This is a genomic window from Nostoc sp. DedSLP04 (assembly GCF_034530775.1).
Lineage (GTDB): Bacteria > Cyanobacteriota > Cyanobacteriia > Cyanobacteriales > Nostocaceae > Nostoc.
Genome location: NZ_JAVRCL010000081.1, coordinates 1 through 21,488, shown reverse-complemented (window position 1 = coordinate 21,488; position 21,488 = coordinate 1). Strand labels below are relative to the sequence as shown.

The following is a 21,488-nucleotide window of genomic DNA, read 5'->3' as shown; positions in this document are numbered from 1 at the left end:
TTGCAAAAGTAACTTTTGCCTTGATGTTGGGCAAAGGTTAAAGGTTAAAGGGTAAGAGAAAATTCCATACCTTTACCCTTTACCCCCGCCCCTTATCCCCAGAGGGGGCCCCACCTTCCCCTTTTCCCTACAATGCCAAGAAGTCCATTATGCTTCTGCTGCGTGAAGTAGGCGAACATAAGTTCCGCCTTGCTGCCATAATTCCTCATGAGTGCCACGCTGGACGATTTTACCTTGCTCTAGCACAATAATTTCATGGCAATCGCGAATTGTGCTGAGGCGGTGGGCTACTACAATACACGAACAACCACGCTGTTGCAAGTTACGGTTAATAATCAACTCGGTTTCTGCATCTAAGGCGCTGGTTGCTTCATCCAGTACTAAGATTGTGGGATTTCTCACCAAAGCACGGGCAATTTCTAAACGCTGGCGTTGTCCACCACTAATATTCATACCGCCTTCAATCAACTCAAAGTCATATTTTCCAGGCATAGATGCGATCGCATCATGAATCGCTGCATCTTGGCAAGCCTGCACCAAATCGGCTTCTGGTATAGTTGAATCCCAAAGAGTGATATTTTCTCGCACAGTCCCCGCAAATAAAAAGATATCCTGTTCAACCATTGCCAACCAGTTAGCAAGGACAGAGCGTTTAATTTGCGATCGCTCTACACCATCAAAGCAGATTTCCCCATCCCAAGGTTGATAAAGCCCGCAAATTAATTTAGCAACTGTCGATTTACCAGAACCACTCCCCCCCACAAGCGCTATTCTTTGCCCTGGCTTGACAATCAAGCTCAAATTCTCAATCAACGGAGATTCCACACGACTGTACCCAAAAGTGACATTCCGTAACTCAACATTACCCTGTAATTGCCACATTGGGCATGGGGCATTGGGCATTGGGCATTGGGCATGGGGAAGACTTGCAATAAGTTCCCCTCTGCTCCTTTGCTCCTCGGTCACTGAGCGTAGCCGAAGTGCTGCTCCCTTGCCTGACTCGACTTCCAAATCAACGGGGTTTTGCAATACATCATCAAGGCGGTTTAAATCAGCTTCTAAAGTTTGGAGTGTACTGCCAAAATTGACGAGGCTATTGACTGGCTCTAAGAAACTCAATGTTAAACTTTGGTAGGCAACTAGCATTCCAATGCTGAGATTGCCATTCATTACCTGTAAACCACCAACCAGCAAAATCGAAGCTGTGGCTAGGGCTGTCAAAATTGTCGGTAATGTGGTGAGAATTTGAGTTTGTAAGCCTAATTGTTGCTGGGCGTTGAGCGCTTTAGCGTAATAACCCGCAAACCGAGCAAATAAATCTGACTCCAGCCCTGAAGCTTTGATGGTTTCTATGGTTTGGATGCCGCTAATCGTTACTCCACCCACCTTGCCATATTCCTGAGCTAGGCGCATATTTGTATCTACACGAGTTTGCGATAAAAATAAGAGGGCGAGAATGTTGATTAAAGCAAAACCAACTGCGATCGCACTCAGTAATTGGTCATACTGAATCATAATCAGCAAGTAAAAGACCATCATCACCGCGTCAATCACTGTGGTTGCCAAAGGCCCTGAGAGTACCTCTGCCACCCGGTCATTCAGTTGCACCCGGTTACTGATTTCCCCAGCAAACCGTTGGTCATAAAACCCAACAGGCAATCGCAGGATATGCCAGAGAAATAGTCCTGATGTGCTGACTGACAACTTAACCATTAATCGCCGCAGGTAGGTAAGCCGCAGTCTGGCAAGGAATGCCCGTAATAAAGTAGTTAACACCATTCCTAACAGCAAAGGTCGTAACCAATCTTGCCGATCTTGGATTAAAATCTCATCGATAAATACCTGAGAAAAGGCTGGCACAGCTAACCGAGGCAGTGTTAGCAATAATCCAGCTAGCAAGCAAAATAAGATAGTAACTCGTGAGTTTTGTAAGCGGCTACTTAAGGCTGAGACAATGTGATTTTTTTTGCCTCCCTTCTGAAAGTCCGCTCCTGGTTCCATTGTCAGCACAACACCGGTGTACGCGCGATCGAACTCTTCCCAACTCACTGTTCTGCGACCATTGGCAGGATCGTTGAGGTAGACGCGTTTCTTGCTATATCCTTCTACTACGAGAAAATGGTTAAAATTCCAAAAGGCAATGTAGGGGAGACGGGTAGCTGTCACCTTTTCCAGAGACAGTTTTAAACCTTTAGCATTGAGTCCATAGTTTTTGGCAGCTTTGAGAATATTAAAAGCTTTACTGCCATCCCGCGAGACACCGCATTCTTCACGCAGTTTAGCCAGTGGTACAATCCGCCCGTAATAGCTCAGAATTATTCCCAAAGCAGCCGCACCACATTCGACTGCTTCCATTTGTAAAAGTGTAGAAGTGCGGACACGATTTGGTTTAAGTTTGGGAATTGGGGATTGGGAATTGGGCATTAGTATTAGAACTTGGAAGTTGAGCTTCTGAAGGTGGAAGTTGAGCTTCTGAAGGTGGAAGTTGAGCTTCTGAAGGTGAACGTTGAGCCTCTGAAGGTGGAAGTTGAGCTTCTGAAGGTGAACGTTGAGCTTCTGAAGGTGAACGTTGAGCCTCTGAAGGTGAACGTTGAGCCTCTGAGGGTGAACGTTGAGCTTCTGAAGGTGGAAGTTGAGCCTCTGAGGGTAAACTTTCAAGTTTTAACCCCAATGCCCAAATAAACGCGATGTGCAACTTATCCTTAGAACCCCTCTCCAAACCTCTCCCCCACAGGGAGAGAGGCTTTGATTCTTGCTCCCCTTCCCTTGTAGGGAAGGGGTTGGGGGTTAGGTCTGAAAGAAAGTTGCACACGGCGTAAATTAATAAATCCCAGTCCAAGAGCGTAACATCGGAATAATATAAGAAATCGGTGCTTTTTCTCCAACTTTTACCTGAACTGATGTAGTTGTGCCAGAAGATATTTTTAAGGCTGGGCCATCAGAAGATGACCATTTGTAGCCACTTACTGATGTAGGGTTTTCTTGAAGTTGGACAAAAGCTTGCACCTTGCCTTCACCTTTACCTGCAAGACTGGCGGCAATTTCTTTGTTACCAACGATCGCTGTAATATCTTGTGTAGTTACCGGAAATGAAGAAATATCTGCAACGGTTCCGACAATGCCACCTTCGCGTTCGCGTTTAGCAAAGCTGGGAGTCACTTGTACAGCCATCCCCGGCTTGATTTGCTTACCATCTTTATTAGCAAAGTAAACAAGACTCATAAGTTTTGAATTTGGCTGTTCAGCCTCAATTGACCCCAAGCGACTACCCGGATTCATCATTTGTCCAGGGACAGCACTCAGTTCGAGAATGTGACCATTATATTTGCTAATAATTCTACTTTCTTGAGATAATTGCAGTTCTAATTGGGCAATTCGCCGCTTTACTTCCCGAATTTGATTTGTTTTGTCAATTGATTGCTTTAAGTCTTGTTCGCGTAGTTTAGTATTTTGAGTATTAATATCTTTAATTTTGGTTTTAATTTCGTCAATTCTATTAAGATTTTCCAGATATTCTCGTTGTGTAGTAGTTTCTTGGATTTCCAGATCCTTTAGTTGCACATCAATATCTGATAATTCGCTTTGAGTGTTAAAATATTCCTGTTCAGCTTGCACCAACATATCTTGGCTGATGACATGCTGCCCAAAAAGGTGACGACGGTTATCAACCCGTCCTTTGAGAGTTTTTAGTAAGTAATTAATTTGTTGTTTGCGGGAATTAATGCTTTGGCGTTTTTGAGCGATCGCTCTCAATGTTTGATCGCGTAACTTTGGTGCATCTTGCTCTCGGCGCAGATTATTTTCCAAATCCATTCTCTGCTGTCCAAGAGTAATGATTTGTTGGTCAATCAGCAGCTTTTGTAACCTGTCAGTCTCTTGATTTTGGGTTTGCAGTTGTTGCAACTTTACTTGCTCTTGCTGTAATTGCTGCTTTAGCGCTGATTGGTCGATAATACCCAGCACATCACCTTGTTTAATAATATCCCCCGCTTTTACCTTCAGAGTTAGTAACGGCCCAGAACTGGGTGCTTGAAATTCCACAACATGGTGCGGTTTAATCAAGATACCTTGGCCTGTGACAGTCAGGGGAATTCTACCGAACACACTCCAAACGCCAGCTACAGCAACCACAAAACTCAAAGTAGATAGAGTCAACCAAGCTTGAGGCTTGACAACTTGTATTGCTCGATCCAGTTGTTCTGGTGAAGATAAACGCTCCAGAGCTTCTTGACGGAAAATGTGGCTGTGTTTTAGTTGCATTGTTCTCCTTCTTGCTGAGAGCGCCTAGAGCTTCAAGTCTTCTAGACTTTTAAGATTAAAGTGCGATCGGGGAGAACTAGGGGAGAAATAGGGGAGGCGATCTTCTAATTATTTACCACAGACTTTCCAAATTAGTTGATCGTAGACATTCCCCTGAGTAAATGTCATTTCCTGATTTGGATATTGGGTAACTACATCAATACCTACATTTCCATAAAAACTTACTAATTTTCCTGTTAAATTCTCACAGCTAAGGTTTTGTATATCATATTGCAACATATTTGAAGAGGCTCCTTCTACCCAACACTCTAAAAGTTGAACTTGTAAAAGTCCATCTGGCTGATGATTAACAGCAGTTAATTGTACTGATCTTTCTCCATTACTTATTATTTGGGCAGAGGCTTGGTTAGCATATTTCAACGCATCAGATTGTACTTGCACTGGGTTAACTGTCGGTATAGGACTTGTTAATTTGGTGTACACTTCTATTACGAGGTCTGGGTCAACTACGGATAATCCATTAGTTTGAACGTAGCTATTTCTTGTAACCATTAGCATTGGTTGTGCTTGATAGAAAATGACAGGGGGATTGAGGCAATGAGTATTGTAAGGGCTGTATAAGCCAGATTTTCCACCATACATACCATGCAGATTACTAATGCTGTATAAGCCATATTGACCCCCATATATCCCATGCAGATTGCTGATCGAGTTTACGTCATATTGATTACTGGATAGCACTCCCAAAAATTGTTCATTACCACCCCATAACTGAGCAACACCGTTAACAGCAACTAGAAAATCTAGAATTCGCATTAGCTTCGCAGTAAATTTGTTCCTTTTTTAGTTTCAAGGGAGAACCTCATGAACTACCTCAGTGGTAATGGTGAATTTTCTATGAAGATCAAACTATTGTTCTTTTGGCATAATCACAGAAATTAATTGATTACGATTTTTCCGATAAATCCTAAAATCACTATCAAATGTGAGCAATTCACTTTCAGTTGCCAGTTCTGCCATCCTCACCAAACACGCATCCGCTAACGACATTGGAACTGACTGATAACGTTGCATCAACTCGTCAACAGCAGCAGCTTCTTCAGAGAGCCGAAACGGAAGATGGATGATTCCCTTTTGTACAAAAGAAATTACTGCTGCTTCTCCTCCGTAAACATTTTGTAAGAGAAAACAAGCCTCTGTAACTACTGCCTCACAAGTTAACAAAGGTGGTTCAATCTGTCCAAAGTGATTTGTCACCCATTTATGAAACTGCTCTCTCCGATTGACTAAAGCTACTAATGGGCCTGTATCTAGCAGTACCGCTTGCTTCATTCTGTTAATGGTCTTTTAAGGTACTCCTTGTTTGTCGAGAGATCCCCAGGGCCAGAATCCACGCAGCCAACTAAGTCTCCTGCGGCTTCTAAAGCAGACATTGGCGTGCCATCATGGTGCTTAAACTCCACTGTTGATGATTTCAATTGCAGAAATTCTACAAAGTCAAGTACTTGCTGCTGTTGTTCCTTTGATAAGGTAAGAACCTTTTGGGCAATAATTTGCTCTAGACCAATTGCTTTCGTCACCAGTCTTTCCTCCAGTCCCATCACTTCAAGTCTAAATCCAACTGCCTCAGTCACACAGAAATCAGCAGAACGTTAAAATTTTGAGATGACTAGCTTTTGGGCTTTTATCAGCAGCCAACACCTTGAGAGAGCTAGTTATGACCCTATTAGTTTACGCTAATAGGATGTGGTCAAAAGCTGTTTTTGGGTATGAGCAACAAGCTCAATCCCACAACAATATTGAAGGCAAGTTATTGTTAGCCAGACGCAGCAATTGATAACCAATTCCAGATATACCGGGTAAAAAGCCAGGATTAAATACAGAATTGGGTAAGTTTGGGAACAGTTGATAAGCTCCAGTTCGCTTGGCTCTAGCCACAACATTTGTTGCATTCTGGTGAGCAATTTGATGCCAATCATGACGGGAACAGATTTTTGCACCGACTAACAGCACTTCCGTCCGACCGAAGTTGCCACAGCACAAGTGATCGATCGCTTGTAAGCCAAAATTCTGAGTAGTTTGGAGAGCAATTTCAATTTCTTGTTGAATTTCCGACGTTTCCACGATTCTCAAACTGCCTAAGCGTCCCAAACCAATGCCGGCTGCACCATGACACCACTTATTTGCAAAGTCAGGTTGTCCCGGTTGTCCCATTCGGCGGAAGTCGGGCCAGTTGGCAGTGGACTGGCAAAAGACGCTACGCTCATACTCAATTCCTGCTAAACCCGCTTCTAAGTACTTGCCCTCTGAGGTGGCGGCATAAAGTCTGAGCAAGGCATAGGAGATACCTGCGGCTCCATGAGAGAAGCCAGTTAAGGGCTTATCCCAATAAGTATGCCAAGCTTTGGGCGCACCGTTGTGGCTAACTTGACGGTTGATTAAATGTTGTCCACAGGCGATCGCTTTTTCTAAAACGGTTGCTTCTCCTGTGGCTTGATGCAGGGACAATAACCCTAAAATTGCCCCCGCTGCTCCACTCATAATATCCAAGTGTTCGTCGGCAGCAATTAGTTCTGGGGTCATCAAATCGGCTAATACTTGAGCGTCTGACAACAGCGTTGCATCGTTGAGAAATTGACTAATTTTTACCAGGCTATAGATCATCGATCCTAAACCTGTTGCACCCCCAACACCCATGAAACGAGCCATGCGTTCCCAAGTTTCGGGATCGATGGTGTGGATTTGGCGACGCAGAGATTGCAATGTTCTAAATGCTAAATCGCGGTAACGGGAATCACCAGTTACTTGGCTCAGTGCCGCTAAAAACAAGGCAACTCCAGAGCGTCCGTCAGAGAGACAATTGTTTAATACTTGCAGTTGATATCGTTCAGCGCGAGGCACAAAGTCTAAGCCAATCCAGTTAACGCTGCCATCAGGGTCAGAAATGGCTCTAGTTTCCAGTTGAGTGGCGATTTCCTTGGCTTCGGCAATCAATTGTTCTGAACTCAGCGACGGTAACGATTCCCCTTGCCATTGCCCACCTTGGCGGCTGGAGGTGGTTGCAATCTTGGCATCGAAAGAGCCTTGAATAATCGCTACTTGTCGAGCTAAGTCGGTTTCATCTAGAGATTGTAACTGGTTGAGCAGGTCTTGATAACTGGATTGCTTGAAGTAGTTGGGAATGGAAGAAGAACCGTTTAAACTCAGTTCATCAACCACAGCGCTAGCCGTGAAGAAGGGAATATCCAATTGTTCCATCGCTCGGAGTTCGGCGCTCAAAACAGGAAAGGCGTTCGGTTTTTCCTGAGCAACTAGAAAAGCACGACTGAGAACATCGAGTTGAATACTGTAATCTACACCGTGTTTGAGGTAATCGGGTGCTAAAGCTTTTTGAAGGATGATGCCATAAATGCGGGTATTGCGGAAGATAAAGCGCACCTGCTGATTTTGCATCGCAGATAGCAAACTTTGGCGTGAAATTAAGAAATCTTTGTGCGCCATTAAAAAGCGATACATCTGCTCAAAGCCAGTGGTGATTTCTAGTTGATAATCGTTTGGAGATAGAACAACTTCATCCAAGCACGGCACATTTTTCCCCATCGGTAAGGTTACAGACTCAGAGGACAGATGCATATTATCTGTATTAATGTTCTGCCAGCGCGGCACTTTCCGGCGAGATAGTCGGGGATCTGTGCTGCCTAGCCCGCTAATATCATAAGCGACACTGCGATCGCCACTAAAGTCCCAACGCGGTAAAAGTCCGGTGCGGAGTACGGAATCCCAAAATTGTTGTGTGGCGGTTGTTTCTAAATCTTGGGTAAGTGGTGAGTCTTCAATGAGATTCGGTTCGTGGTGCAGCAGCGTTTCCATGTCAATCAGCACCAGATGTTCGCCATTGGCAATTAAGTTTTCGTAATGGCAATCTGTGGCTCTGAGGGCGTAAAGCACACACAACAACATCCCAGAACGCTGATAGAATCGTTTCGCAGCTGCTTCATCAACACAAGGCAACTGTTCAACATGTTCTACCCAACCGTAACCGTTGCGTTCTAGCACCTGAATGACTTTAAAATCTAAAAGATTGCTGTGTTGATTACACCAATCTAAAAATTGATTAAAGACAACCTCTAGTCCTAAATCTTTGGGTTTATAAACAAGTTTCAGTCCAGACTCAAAGGTGAGCAAAATTACTGTTCGTCCGCGTTTATGCGGATCGGAAATGGATGTTTGAATTTCGGTAACTTTGTTTTGAGAAAATGGAACAATTCTTTCATCAAAAGTTCGTTGAATATCTGTCCTATCTGCAACTAAACGTTCGAGAAATTCAGCAGTAAACTCAACCCAAAAATTGACGGCTGTTGCCACTAACCGACCGAGAACGGGATACTTTTGGAAGAACGTCAGCATTCCATCTTCTAGGAGTTGATTGACGAACTTGGTGTAGTGAGTGTTATTATTTTCTGTCTCTAGTCCTAGTAAGCCGAGCAAGCTTTGACCAAAGGGACGCACCTGAGAAAATTCAAAATCTAATGTCTTAGTGCAAAGTCCTGCTAATCGTAGCAGTAGACCACGTTCTAAAGAACTGTAAGCGTCGTGGGAAAGAATCGATAAGGGAAGACAATCTTGGGTGAATTGACTGCCGCACCGAGTCAGTAATTGCTGTCTGGCTACCAAGATAGCAGGCAAAAGAATATCTTCAAAGGCGATCGGATTTTGTGAATCGATTGGTAGAAATACTTCGGTTGCAGAATTGAATCCTGTAGCGGTTTGGATGATGTGCTGCAAGGTTTCTGCCCACTCAGGCAAAGCTCGATCGGCAACTAACTCGATACTTCCCAATTTGGAACTAACAGTATCGAGGTCTAGCCCTTCCCATTGTAAGCGTTTGTGTAACGTATCTAATTTACCTTCTGCTGCAACTTCGCACCAGCGATCGCGCCGACGGTTAATTTCTTGTTCGTTGACTCGATCGCCATTAATTGCAAATCTGCTTTCATCAAGACGTTCCCAGATAAAGCTAGCATTGGTTGCGATCGCCCTTAATTCGTCTGATGTTTTCTGTGGGGATAAGCAAACAACTTGTTGAACCATAGCTGGATTTCTCATAGTGGGAAGTATTAATCGTTAAAAAGACAAAAAATTAGTTTCAAATTTATTAATTAGAAATATGAAAACAATAGACCTCTTGCAAAAGTTTTCTAACACTCCACCCCCAGCCCCTCCTCGCACGCAAGCAGGGAAGACTTTGATGTAAGTTAAAGACGGAGTAGGGTTCTTTTTTTGATTTCTGCAAGAAATCTAATGAAATTCCCTCTTTCCCTTGATTAAAAAAGCAAAGAGGGAATCTGTTATGCAGCATCTCTTTCTGCATTGAACCTCAGTATCAAGTATGGAAGTTATCCAAATTAAAATATTGGAGATGTTGGATCTAAAAAGCTCTTTTAGAAAAACAACCTGACCTGTGGTGGTTACAATGCCAAAGAGAAACAGAAGCTACCGTTTTTAGCAGCAGCCTGCGTGTCCGCCACCACAGCTAGCTGTATGACATAGCTTGGCTGCACTATCAGCCATCATTCCACCACTAACACTAAGTAATTCTTCTTCACTCAGTTCATTGGAGTCCACAAAGGTTAATTCTGCCAACATTTGAGAAATAGTTTCAACTGTGAAGTTATAACCTTTTTCTGCACTCGCGATCGCTATCACTTTGATAGCTTCTGCTTGGTTAGCTGCTGCTTTTACTTGCTGTTGTAATTGTACGTTTTGCAGCAATTCTTTAATTTGGTGTAGCATAGGTTTGTTCTCCATTTTTATTGACTTATTTATACGGCAGAGATTGCGCGCTTGTTTGGGGCGGTGTTCTCTGCTTTTCTGATTTGAATTTAGAAAGAAATAGGGGAGAACTAGGGGAAATAATTACAATTGCGAAAAAATTTTTCAGCACAGATTAATTCGGGAATGACATCGATATCCATCGAAATGCGCGATGTATTTCTGCCTGACAATTGATTGCCCAGGTTTTACTGTAGATCCTCCCGTTTGGAGTCAATGCCCTTCGGGCAGGGAAAAGGTTAAAGGTTAAAGGTTAAAGGGGAAAGGGAACACCATAACTTTAGTTATGGGCTTGAAGTCAGGATGCTTCGCAAGGGTTTGGGGTAAAGGGGAAGGTGGGGTTCCCTTTCCCTCTTTTTAGTCAATGAATGCATCCCTTGCTCTAGATCCATCAAAATTAGTGTTGTAACTGATCCGAAATAGGGACTGGGGACTGGGGACTGAGGATGGCTACGGTGTACACATAAGTGTTGGTGCAGTGTATCTATCTCGCCTCGGAATAAATTCCGAGTCTCATAACCAAAGTCTTCTAAAAGAAGACTAAACAAGAAATTTAGTTTAGTCCTCTTTTAGAGGACTTTAACTATCAGCCCGGAACTTTAGTTCAGGGCGGGATATTTGCTCAGTGTGGGACTTTCACTTGAACAGAAATATTGGGTGGGTAGGATTTTTACAGATGTGTGTACACCGTAGGACTGAGGATGGTGGGGTCCCCTCTGGGGATAAGGGGTAATGGGGACTGGGAACTGGGGAAGAGATATTTTTATTGTTCCTTGTGAGTTCCACTCATGGAGTCTCTTGGCAAAAGTAACTTTTGCACTCTCGTGGGTAAAAGGTGCATGTTTGCATATTAAAGGTTTTTTGTTATTCCTTTCCCCCTTACCCTTTCCCCGACAGATGCCAAGAAGTCTAATATAAAATAAACTCCTAGTTTATAGTGAGCGATTTATCGCTCAAAGCAAGGATTATCAGGACTAAAGTTCTGACTGCAAACTTTAAATTTATTTATGCCTAGATACTTAACTACAATAAGCCAGACTGCTTAATCCAGGAGTATTCACTAAGTCAGTATTGACTATCCAACCATTACCAGATAATTCTCCAGGGAAACTTCTAGAAAGGTCGATTTCTACCCAAATATAATTCTCAGATTTGTATGACTTAACTATATTACCTGTAACCAAGTTCACATACACAACTGTATTTGGCGAAAGTGTTGTAATAAAAGGTTCTCTTGTATTTGGTTGGCGACGTATAGTTTCCCGTCGTACAATTTGCCGACATACACTGCCAATAGTAGGTTTACTCGATATATTTTGAGCGTTGTTATTCGGCTGACAAAATTTTAGTACAGCAGTTTGAATAAACCCTGAAGTCGGAGCTTTAATTCTGACAAATCTATCTCCACTAACTGGTATATATGCTAAAGTAATCTTTGTTTTTGCCGACAATATTCTGATAGCATGGGATGATGTTGAAGGTTCTTTGAAAACTGGAGTACTTACTTTAGTTGCACGACAACTTGACTGTGCAGAATTAAAGGGAGCCTGTGTGATTTGAGCAAGTACAGGTACACTCAGAGCAAACGTAGCAATATTTACTAGAGTAAAAATATACAAGAACTTCTGAAATTCCACGTTTTTTCCTCAACACCACTTACGAAAAACTGTACATTAGATTCGGAACTTATAAACTCTGATATTAAAAGAGCTTAACCAAATTATTTTTAACTATTAGAATATCATATAATGACTTATTACTACTAATTACCAACTACGCGCCATTTCTTCATTATGAATAAATCCCAGAATAGTGGAATAGTTGAACAGTTTGTAAATACAGTAATGGGAGTAAAACCTGGGAATAAATCACAGTCTCTAAACACATCAATAGCTACTACACAAGAACTAGATATCAAGGCAGTTTTAGTTTATACACTAGGGACTATCCTACAAATATTAGTTATGATTCTCGTGTTGTTGGGAATGGAAAAATTAGTAATGTTCATCGATAATTCTTCTTTTCCCAGTTGGGTTAGCACTTTATTGGCTGGATTATTTTTTGCTCTATTAAGTATCCGTTCTCGAATTTTTTCTCTTTTAGATAATACCCGTTCTCGTCAGACCTATGACCAGGTAATCAGACCAAGATGGTCTCCTCCACCTTTAGCATTTCCCATAGTTTGGATGACAATTGCTGTTTTGCGGGTAATTTATTCTGTATTGATTTGGCAGCAAATGAATCACCAGTTTTTAGTGTTGCCTTTAATTTTGTTTGTGGTACATCTGGCTTTAGGGGATACTTGGAATACGATTTTTACTGTCGAACGGAGATTAGGTGCTGCTGTACCTGTAGTTATTTTAGGCCCTTGGTTATCTGCTGTAGTAGTGACGGCAATTTATTGGCAAACTAATTCTATAGCAGGAATGACTTTATCATTTTCTTGTGTGTGGTTAACTGTAGCTGCTGTTTTGGTATTTAGAATTTGGCAATTAAATGGATCTGAGCCATTGTATCCTTTAAAACTAACACTTGTGGATCGATAAATCTGCAAAATTAACCTTGGATGAAAGATAGCAAAAATATTACTTGACTTTTGATTACCGCATTCAACATACATAAAAAACGGTAGATTAATTAACAATCTACCGTTTTTTAAACTCTTTTAGTAAGTTAGTTTATAAACAAATTTTATCTAAATATTTTTTCTTAATCATACAAATGACAAGCATCGCCAAGTTCTAAATAGTGCCGAAAGTAACACCCTGTTGTTTGAGCCACTTTCGGTATGCTATAGAATAGCGATCGCTCGATAAATGTACTTCTGCTTGCAAATCTAAAGGTAAGCGTCGGGGTTGCTGGGACTCGACAATGGCGATATCTTGACTAGCAACTTGATTTTGAATATCTAGATACACTTCCACTTTTAATTCGCGGACACTATTTACCATTAACCAATATTGCGCCACGCATTCATCTTCATCAACTGGCGTAATTGTATAGAAGATATTTAAACGACGATCTCCAGGCCCAAGTTTAAAGTATGCCACTAGCGGACGGAAAATGCGGTAATCGTAAGTGTTAAAAATCAGTGGTGCTGACAGAGGATTACCGGAATTAAAATCTAGTTCCCACAAACCACATTTGAAACTAATCCCATCTGGAAGAGACTCTAATTCATAGTGCGTCAACTCAGGATGACTGGCGTGGGCAAATAATCCCGAATGCAAAATTGGGAAGTGTGCCGGATCGATGAAATTTTCCAGTACCCGCAAAGGGCTAGAGTGATAGTAGTAAGGGCCACAGAAAATCTTTTGATAGACCGAATCGTACCACTCAGAAAACGGAGCTATGTCTTGTTTTGGTGTCCCTAAACAAACCCAGAGCAGATCGTAACGCTCTTGAATTTGGTAAGTTTTAACACAAGCTTGAGCAGGGGGCGATTGTTCGGGATTAGCCGGAACTAGTACACATTTTCCCTCGCTATTAAAGGCTAAACCGTGGTAAGGACAAACAAGAGTCTCTTTGTTAACATATCCTAGAGAAAGACGAGCGCCACGATGAGGGCAAAGGTCTTGCCAAGCTAAAACTTTGTCACCATTATGCCAAAGCACTAGATTTTCGCCTAATAAGCGCTTGTGCAGGACTGTTCCAGGTTGAAGGTCTTGCGATCGCGCTATTACATGCCAATCATTCAGCAAAATCTGGTCTTGCACCATGAGTATCGATACCCGTCAGGTCAAATACCTATATCTTAATCATCCTGTGGAAAAACTATCAAAGCACTTTTAGGATTTGTTAACAGATAAAGGTGCGATCTCCATGTATGCAAAAACTCAAAGTTGCACCTTGCGATCGCAGATTTGCAAATAGCCACATTTATTTTTATAAATCACGGTGAAAGAGGAAGTCGAACGGTAAATGTACTACCTAGCCCAGGTTGACTTTGAACGTGAATATTACCTTTGTGTGCTTGGGCGATCGCGATCGCGATGGCTAATCCCAATCCCGAACCGCCAGAGGTGCGAGAGCGTAGGCACAGTCCGCCGTAAGCATCGCGATCTACTCGGTAGAAGCGATCGAAAATTCGCTGTTGATGTTCTGGGGCAATACCAATTCCTGTATCTTGAACTTTAATTATGGTGTAAAGCTCACTTTTTTCCCAAAAAACCGTGACTTTTCCACCGCTAGATGTCGCTTGAATTGCATTGACAATTAAGTTAGAAATTAAACGATAAAGCTGATCTTCATTTCCCATTACATATAATTTTTCTGAGACTTGCACCTGCTTAGAGAGATTGACTTGAGTCTCTACCGCCAAAAATGCTAATTCCTCAATTAAATCGCTAATGATATCATTCAAACAGCAAGGCTGATATTCTCCTGTTAGTTGTTTTTGATCTATCCTCGTTAATAACAGCAAATCTCCAACTAATTGTGATAAGCGCCGATTTTGGCGTTTGAGTACATCTAAAATTCCACCATTGGCTTTTGGTTCTTGCTGTAACTTGATAGCAGCTTCAATAGTAGAGTACATTGCTGCTAAAGGTGTGCGAAACTCATGGGCAGCATCAGCAGTAAATTGTTGCATTTGTTGGTAAGAAAGATATACAGGTTGCATTGCCCTTCCTGCCAACCACCAACTAGACAAACCAACGAAAATCATAGAAATTGGCAATCCCAATACGAAAGCTAATCTTAAATAAGTAAGATGTTGGTCTAAATCAGTGATACTACGCGCTACTTGTAGATAACCCGAAACCTGGTTTTGAGTATACAAAGGTAAAGTGATTTCGCGGTATCGAGTGCCAGAGTAATCTGTTAATATTTGCCAATTATGTAATGTTGAGGCAATCGGTAACTTGTCAAATTCCATACCTCCACTAGCAAAAAGTTTTCCTGAGCCATCCAATAAACGGATATAGTAATTAACTGGATTCGCCGCTTCTGCGATCGATTTTTTAAGGGATGTTGTTTTAGGCAAACAATTAGTCTGAGCCACACATAATTCTAAAGAAAATTCTTTATTCAGGCGTTGTAATTGTCCGGGTTGTTGCCAAGCCGGTTCAATACTTTTTCGGAGTGCGTTTGCAACTGATTGCAATCCCTGGTCGATGGTTTCATAGTAGGTATGGGCAACCACACTATAAACTCCCAAACTAGATAGCCCTAAAATACCGCCCATGACAAGGGTATACCAAGCCGCAAGCCGCAACCGAGTTTGGTGGAAAATGGGATTGCGTTCCATATTTTTAAACCCTTGCTGAAAGTATTGCTGTCAAGTTAGCAAAAATCAGCAGCATGAATAGATCCCCCGATATATTGGCTACGGTGTACACACAAACCCTGGATTTACCCCCCTTAGTCCCCCCTTATAAAGGGGGGAAATAAGAAATCTTGTTCCCTCCCCAATACATACGGGGAGGGTTAGGGTGGGGTAAAACCCTCAAGAGGTTTAATATTTAGGCGATAGCCCACACCATAAATAGTTTCAATTAAAGATTCGCTGTCTTCTTCTCCTAATTTGCGTCTCAATAAGCGAATTTGTGCTGCTACGACATTGCTAACTGGTTCTGCACCAATTTCCCAAAGTTGATTGATAATTTGGTCGCGGCTGATAATTTGGTTGGGATGCCTGATAAAATATTCCAATAATTGAAATTCCTTGGTGGTTAGTGAAAACACTTGCTTTTCACCATGAGCATACTCACGAATAACTTGATGAGTGCTGTAATTGAGCGTCAGACAACCTACTTGTAAGCGTCGGGGTTGGACTTGAGGTGTCAGCGTTGCTCCAACGTAAGAGGCTCGCCGTTGTAATGCTCGCAATCTTGCCAACAGTTCTGCCATATCAAACGGTTTAACTAAATAATCATCCGCACCGCTATCTAGACCAATAATCTTTTCTTCCATCCGGTCTTTAGCTGTTAGCATTAATATCGGTAGAGTTAATTGGCGATCGCGCAACCATTTACACAATTCTATCCCCGATACTCCAGGCAGCATCCAATCAAAAATCGCCAGGGTATACTCAGTCCAGCCAGTTTCTAGATATTGCCATGCCTGATTACCATCTAGAAACCAGTCAACTATATATGCCTCATGGCTCAGGACTTGTTTGATTGCTGCACCTAAATCTGCTTCATCCTCAACTAATATAAGCCGCATAATTTGTCATTTGTCATTTGTCATTTGTCATATCATGTCCGCTTGATTGCTTATTAAACCCGAAGAACCCCACCCCGCCAAAGCTGTGCTTTGTCTCCCCTCCCCGCAGGCGGGGAGGGGTTGGGGGTGGGGTTCTTTTATTATGAGTAATTTGGCGGACATGATATCATTTGTCATTTGCAATCTACTTAGGACAAATGACTAAGAACGAACATAACAAAAATTTTCACAATCTCAAATATAATTGCTATGTTGGCAGCAGCAGATGCAAGTTGATATTATGCCGTGATTATTAATTTTGAATAGGTTGCATCGCCCCTGGAGTTAGAAAAGTCTATTTACCAGAAGGAAGCTTGAGTTCGATATTTAATTTGTTTCCTATTTCCATAACATTGTTTGCAAAGTCTGTCATACCTGCGATCGCGCCAGCAGCTACACTAGCAGCAGTTAGTAAAGCTATTAGACGTTTTTTGAGTTTGGGTACATTGCGTTCTTTTTCTGGCTTTTGAATTTCTACTTTTACATCATCAATATCAATGATGATGTCATCGCGGATTTCTGGTGGTAATTGGGCAGCAGTTTGGCGCAGGTTGCCAATTAGTTGCAGAATTTCGCTGATGTTTGCGCCGCTTGTTTGGTTGAAGTTAGAGGCTTGCTGACTGGCGTTGTCTTTGACTTCGTTGGCAAAGTTGCCGATGTTTGCGCCTTTGAAGTCATTTTGGATTTTATCACCTGCAACGTTATCGCCTTTGCCGAATTGATTGATGGTGTTAGACATAGTTTTTTGAGCGCAACAATATCTAGATTTTTTATAATTATCTGATTATTTTATCTCCATCAATGAGATCGCCTGCAAAATTATCGCCTTCTCCATGTTGATTAAAGGTTTTAGAACGGCGATGATCGTTAATTTGAAAGGAAATATTGTAAGGACTATCTTCTGAGACTTCTACACTTAGGTCAGTCTGTTTTCTTTGACGTATTTTAATGTCTTCGTAGCCATCTAAAAGTTGACGCAGGTCGAGTTTTAATTTGAGTTTGCCGATGGTGATTATGCTTTCACCCATTGATTCGAGTCCGAGGAGTTCTTGATAATCGAGGGGCGGATGTTTGGGATGGTTGGGGACGGGAACCCATTCGGTGATTTCGAGATTGGGAAGACTTTTGTGGATTTTTTGGAAGACATCGCGGAGGATGCCGAGAAATAAGCGGCGGGTTTCTTTACGTCCGCTAATGGTGATGAAGATTTTTTTGTCTTCGGGATCGGCTTTGATGCGGGCGATGTTGTAGATTTCGTTATTTTCTTGATATTGCAGCATTACGCCACTGCGCCAATAGATTTGGTTATGAATTTTTTCGTGGGTGATGACGATGAAGCGGGAAATGATGCTTTCGGGGAGAACTTTGTAATGGTATTGAAATTCGAGAGTTTCGTCGTCGAGTTCTGTTTCGTCTGGTTGGTCTTTAGGCAAAAGTCCCGGAATCAGAAATTGTGGTGGCTGACATTCTAGTGCAAAGCAAAGCTCAAATTCTTTCATCAGCCCGATCAAATAACGGTGACGCTCGGTGGGGTATCGCTCTGGATCGAGAATGCGGGTGAGATCGGCGTGGGTGAAAATGCCTTTGGTTTTAGTTTTGAGGTTTTCATCGCTCAGGAGCGTGTAAATACCTTCTGTCACCCAGTTGGGTTTGAGGACGTTGGTATCTTTGAGGATGGGATGATCGCGGAAGTTGAGAACTAAGCCGAGTCGATGCAGCAAGTCGATTAGTTGCTCTTGGTTTTGTTCTTCGGGAATCTCTTTTTGGTGGCAGATACCGATGTAGCGGTTGTAGCTGATAAAGTCTTCAGTCATGGATTCGAGTTTTTGTTTAACCTTAAACCATGACAGGGGTAAAAGGTCGTAGACTTCTTTGAGGTTGGCGATTTGCTGCAAAATTGCGGTGCGAAGTTCATCAATGCCGATATTGTCTTGGCAAGAGGTTTCGATAATCGCTTCGATGTTAGGATATTTTTCGCGTAATGCCTTGCGGTTGATGTCGAGGGGTTGTTCGTCTTTTTTGTTGCCAACGATAATCACGGGGGACTGTCCGCCGAAGCTTTCGATTAGTTTCAGCCAATATTCGATGCGGTTTTCTTCTTCGCTGGTGCGACAATTACAAACGAGGAGATAGAGACTGCGCTTAGTCAGAAAAAACTGATGAGTGGCATGATAAATTTCCTGTCCGCCAAAGTCCCAAACATTGAGGCGGATGTCTTTGCTATTGACCTGCACGTTCCAAGTTTCCACATTGAGTCCATCGGTTTGGGGTTGATTTTTGTCATATTTATCGCGGATTAGTCGCTCGATAAGGGATGTTTTACCGACGCTACCTTGTCCGATAAGTAAGAGTTTGGCTTCGTTGAGTGGACGCACTTCACCGCTTCGGAGTAATTGCAAGTAATTGAAAATATCTTCAACTGAACCAACATTATCAGAAGATCCTAAAATCTCTGGTGAAATAGGAAGCGGATTTCCCCGTAAATCTAGTATTTTCAGTTTCGGCAAACTTTCGATCGCTTCTGGAATCTGGGTTATTTGGTTGTCATTGAGGTCAAGCTGCGTCAGATTGGTTAATTTAGCGATCGCCTCTGGAATCTGGGTTATTTGGTTGTCATTGAGGTCAAGCTGCGTCAGATTGGTTAATTTAGCGATCGCCTCTGGAATCTTAGTTATTTGGTTATTATGGAGGTGAAGCTGCGTCAAATTGGTTAAATTAGCGATCGCCTCTGGAATCTGGGTTATTTGGTTGCGACTGAGGACAAGCTGCGTCAGATTGGTTAAATTAGCGATCGCCTCTGGAATCTGGGTTATTTGGTTGTCATTGAGGTCAAGCTGCGTCAGATTGGTTAATTTAGCGATCGTCTCTGGAATCTGGGTTATTTGGTTGCGACTGAGGACAAGCTGCGTCAGATTGATTAATTTAGCGATCGTCTCTGGAATCTGGGTTATTTGGTTGTCATTGAGGTCAAGCTGCGTCAAATTGGTTAATTTAGCGATCGTCTCTGGAATCTGGGTTATTTGGTTGCGACTGAGGTCAAGCTCCCTCAGATTGATTAATTTAGCGATCGTCTCTGGAATCTGGGTTATTTGGTTGTTATAGAGATGAAGCTGCGTCAGACTGGCTAAATTATCGATCGCCTCTGGTATCTGAGTAATTTGATTGTTATTAAGGTAAAGCTGTGTCAGATTGGTTAAATTAGCAATTGCCTCTGGTATATGGGTTATTTGGATGGAACTGAGGAAAAGGTTTGTCAGATTGGTTAAATTAGCGATCGCCTCTGGTATCTGAGTAATTTGGTTGGAACTGAGTGAAAACACAGTCAAATTGGTTAAATTAGCGATCGCCTCTGGTATCTGAGTAATTTGGTTGAAACTGAGTGAAAACACAGTCAGATTGGTTAAATTAGCGATCGCCTCTGGTATCTGGCTTATTTGGTTGTTACTGAGGTCAAGCTGCGTCAGATTGGTTAAATTCGCGATCGCCTCTGGAATCTGGGTTATTTGGTTGCCATCGAGGTGAAGCTGCGTCAGATTGGTTAAATTAGCGATCACCTCTGGAATCTGGGTTATTTGGTTGCGACTAAGGTCAAGCTGCGTCAGATTGGTTAATTTAGCGAGCGCATCAGGTATTTCAGTTAGCTCTCCTCGAATTAAGATAAGTTCCTCTAAATGTAGTATTTGCGTTACCACATCGGGAATCCTCTCTAAAGGATTGCCACTGATATCCAACTTACGCAAATTAGGCAAACCCAATAGTTCGAGTGGAAGCGTTTTTAAATTGTTGCCTGAAACCTTTTGGAGATAGCGGCCTCTTACTCGTTCATAACCTTCAACCTTCTTTCCTAAAATCAAAGACTTAAGCTGCTTCAACTTACCAATTTCCACAGGTAACTCAGTCAACTCCTGCCCCGACAAGTCTAACTCTTGCCAACCCTCAGTCACGGCGCGATCTATCAGTACCAACAACTCATCCTGCGTCATAATTCCAAGCAAAAGGGTGAGGAAAGAAGATTGATAAAGATGATCTTAACTGATTAGTGAAAAATGCTACATTATCACTTGTTGGCGATGCCTACGGTGGTCACTGAGCGCAGCCGAAGTGCGAGCTACGCCAACGTGCTTTGAGATGATGGGAAAAGCGATCTCAAAACATAATAGCTATCATTACCAATGCTCTATAACCAATCCATCCACATAGTCAAAATCTGAATCATCGGTAACAAGCACCCAGCCATGTTCCAGACAGTGCGCTGCAATCCAAACATCATTCATAGGAATTGGTCGCCCTTTGCGCTTCAAACCCAAACGAGTCTGAGCATAGATAACTGCCGTTCGCTTTTCCACAGGCACAACCGCACAAACTTCTATAAACTCCAAATATCGAGGAAGATTTTTCAACGGTCGAGTCGAGTTCTCAGCCCCAAATAGTAACTCTCCCACTACTACCACCGACAAAAATATTTCTGGTAACGCTAATACCCTTGAAACAACATTAGGATCGCCATTTAGAAAACGTACTGCAACAGAAGTATCTAACGCAATTTCACCACTCATTTAAATCAACCTGACGACAATCAGTTTGAATTGCTTTCTGTAAATCAGCCGCCTCATCATCACTCAAAATACCCGCAAATTTTGCTAGAGGATGATGACTACGTGTTGTCTGAACCCGATGCAAAAAATCTAACATTACTTTGACTAACTCATCTGGAAGCTCTGCAATTTCTTGGATAAGCTGCTCGCGGCTAGTCATATATTTGCCCTCTTTAGCAAAGTTTATCGTCAATATTATAACGAATGAGATATGGCGATCGCACATATCTAAATTTGGTTTCTAGCTATCTCTGTGATTATACCTGCAATCAATTATTTGGCATTGTTTACAAAATCGAGCGATCGCTAAGTCGGAAAAACTTCATCCACCAAAGATTTGCGGTACGTTTCGCTGGCGTGACAAAGCTAAATTGTTGCAATCATGGCGATGCCTACGGCGGGCTACGCTTACGCATTTGTTATTTCGGCGTACCCATTTGTTATTTCGGAGTACCCATTTGTTATTTCGGGGTACTCATTTGTTATTTTGGAGTACCCATTTGTTATTTCGGGGTACTCATTTGTTATTTTGGAGTACCCATTTGTTATTTCGGGGTACTCATTTGTTATTTCGGGGTACTCATTTGTTATTTC

The 21,488-nt window shown here is 42.2% G+C and carries 18 protein-coding genes; 1 reads left to right on the top strand and 17 read right to left on the bottom strand.

The window, feature by feature from the left end; translation table 11 throughout:
* Positions 1–147 precede the first annotated feature (147 nt).
* From RMX89_RS30970 to RMX89_RS30930, 9 genes are all read right to left on the bottom strand, one after another.
* Positions 148–2,424, bottom strand: a complete 2,277-nt coding sequence (locus tag RMX89_RS30970) for an NHLP family bacteriocin export ABC transporter peptidase/permease/ATPase subunit (RefSeq protein WP_322691644.1) — start codon at positions 2,422–2,424, stop codon at positions 148–150.
* Entirely contained in the window at positions 2,390–2,695 is a 306-nt protein-coding gene (locus RMX89_RS30965) for a hypothetical protein (protein ID WP_322691643.1), read from the bottom strand. Before RMX89_RS30965 ends, RMX89_RS30970 begins: the two co-directional genes overlap by 35 nt.
* A 125-nt stretch (positions 2,696–2,820) precedes the next feature.
* Positions 2,821–4,260: an NHLP bacteriocin system secretion protein gene (locus RMX89_RS30960; RefSeq protein ID WP_322691642.1), complete on the bottom strand. Its 1,440-nt coding sequence runs from the start codon at positions 4,258–4,260 to the stop codon at positions 2,821–2,823.
* A gap of 108 nt (positions 4,261–4,368) precedes the next feature.
* Entirely contained in the window at positions 4,369–5,076 is a 708-nt protein-coding gene (locus tag RMX89_RS30955) for a hypothetical protein (protein WP_322691641.1), read from the bottom strand.
* A 93-nt stretch (positions 5,077–5,169) separates the two neighbouring features.
* Positions 5,170–5,592 carry a type II toxin-antitoxin system VapC family toxin gene (locus RMX89_RS30950; RefSeq protein WP_322691640.1) on the bottom strand — a complete coding sequence of 141 codons (423 nt, stop codon included), beginning with the start codon at positions 5,590–5,592 and terminating at the stop codon, positions 5,170–5,172.
* The gene (locus RMX89_RS30945) at positions 5,589–5,894 is read right to left on the bottom strand and encodes a hypothetical protein (RefSeq protein ID WP_322691639.1); all 306 of its coding nucleotides are present in this window, start codon (positions 5,892–5,894) and stop codon (positions 5,589–5,591) included. The genes RMX89_RS30950 and RMX89_RS30945 overlap by 4 nt, the downstream gene beginning before the upstream one ends.
* Positions 5,895–6,042: 148 nt before the next feature.
* Positions 6,043–9,351 (bottom strand): type 2 lanthipeptide synthetase LanM family protein, encoded by a 3,309-nt coding sequence (locus RMX89_RS30940; RefSeq protein ID WP_322691638.1) that lies wholly within the window; start codon positions 9,349–9,351, stop codon positions 6,043–6,045.
* Between the two features lie 411 nt (positions 9,352–9,762).
* Positions 9,763–10,068 (bottom strand): Nif11-like leader peptide family RiPP precursor, encoded by a 306-nt coding sequence (locus RMX89_RS30935; RefSeq protein ID WP_322691637.1) that lies wholly within the window; start codon positions 10,066–10,068, stop codon positions 9,763–9,765.
* A 1,043-nt stretch (positions 10,069–11,111) separates the two neighbouring features.
* Entirely contained in the window at positions 11,112–11,729 is a 618-nt protein-coding gene (locus tag RMX89_RS30930) for a hypothetical protein (RefSeq protein WP_322691636.1), read from the bottom strand.
* Between the two features lie 156 nt (positions 11,730–11,885).
* Between RMX89_RS30930 and RMX89_RS30925 the strand changes: the two genes are divergently transcribed.
* Positions 11,886–12,638 carry a TspO/MBR family protein gene (locus RMX89_RS30925; RefSeq protein WP_322691635.1) on the top strand — a complete coding sequence of 251 codons (753 nt, stop codon included), beginning with the start codon at positions 11,886–11,888 and terminating at the stop codon, positions 12,636–12,638.
* A gap of 195 nt (positions 12,639–12,833) precedes the next feature.
* Here the strand turns inward: RMX89_RS30925 and RMX89_RS30920 are convergent, their stop codons facing one another.
* The 8 genes from RMX89_RS30920 to RMX89_RS30885 form a co-directional block, all read right to left on the bottom strand.
* Positions 12,834–13,811: an aromatic ring-hydroxylating dioxygenase subunit alpha gene (locus RMX89_RS30920; protein WP_322691634.1), complete on the bottom strand. Its 978-nt coding sequence runs from the start codon at positions 13,809–13,811 to the stop codon at positions 12,834–12,836.
* A gap of 173 nt (positions 13,812–13,984) precedes the next feature.
* Positions 13,985–15,340, bottom strand: coding sequence for a two-component system sensor histidine kinase RppB (gene rppB, locus RMX89_RS30915; RefSeq protein WP_322691633.1), 1,356 nt, complete (start codon positions 15,338–15,340; stop codon positions 13,985–13,987).
* A 179-nt stretch (positions 15,341–15,519) separates the two neighbouring features.
* Positions 15,520–16,260, bottom strand: a complete 741-nt coding sequence (gene rppA / locus RMX89_RS30910) for a two-component system response regulator RppA (RefSeq protein WP_322691632.1) — start codon at positions 16,258–16,260, stop codon at positions 15,520–15,522.
* Positions 16,261–16,594: 334 nt separating this feature from the next.
* On the bottom strand, positions 16,595–17,038 hold the full coding sequence (locus RMX89_RS30905; protein WP_322691631.1) for a hypothetical protein: 444 nt from the start codon (positions 17,036–17,038) through the stop codon (positions 16,595–16,597).
* Between the two features lie 37 nt (positions 17,039–17,075).
* On the bottom strand, positions 17,076–20,282 hold the full coding sequence (locus RMX89_RS30900; protein ID WP_322691630.1) for a leucine-rich repeat domain-containing protein: 3,207 nt from the start codon (positions 20,280–20,282) through the stop codon (positions 17,076–17,078).
* A gap of 183 nt (positions 20,283–20,465) precedes the next feature.
* Positions 20,466–20,855 (bottom strand): type II toxin-antitoxin system VapC family toxin, encoded by a 390-nt coding sequence (locus tag RMX89_RS30895; protein ID WP_322691629.1) that lies wholly within the window; start codon positions 20,853–20,855, stop codon positions 20,466–20,468.
* Positions 20,845–21,054, bottom strand: coding sequence for a hypothetical protein (locus RMX89_RS30890; protein WP_073641323.1), 210 nt, complete (start codon positions 21,052–21,054; stop codon positions 20,845–20,847). The genes RMX89_RS30895 and RMX89_RS30890 overlap by 11 nt, the downstream gene beginning before the upstream one ends.
* Positions 21,055–21,302: 248 nt before the next feature.
* Positions 21,303–21,488 (bottom strand): hypothetical protein (locus RMX89_RS30885; protein ID WP_322691628.1); only part of this gene is annotated, 186 nt, incomplete at its 5' end.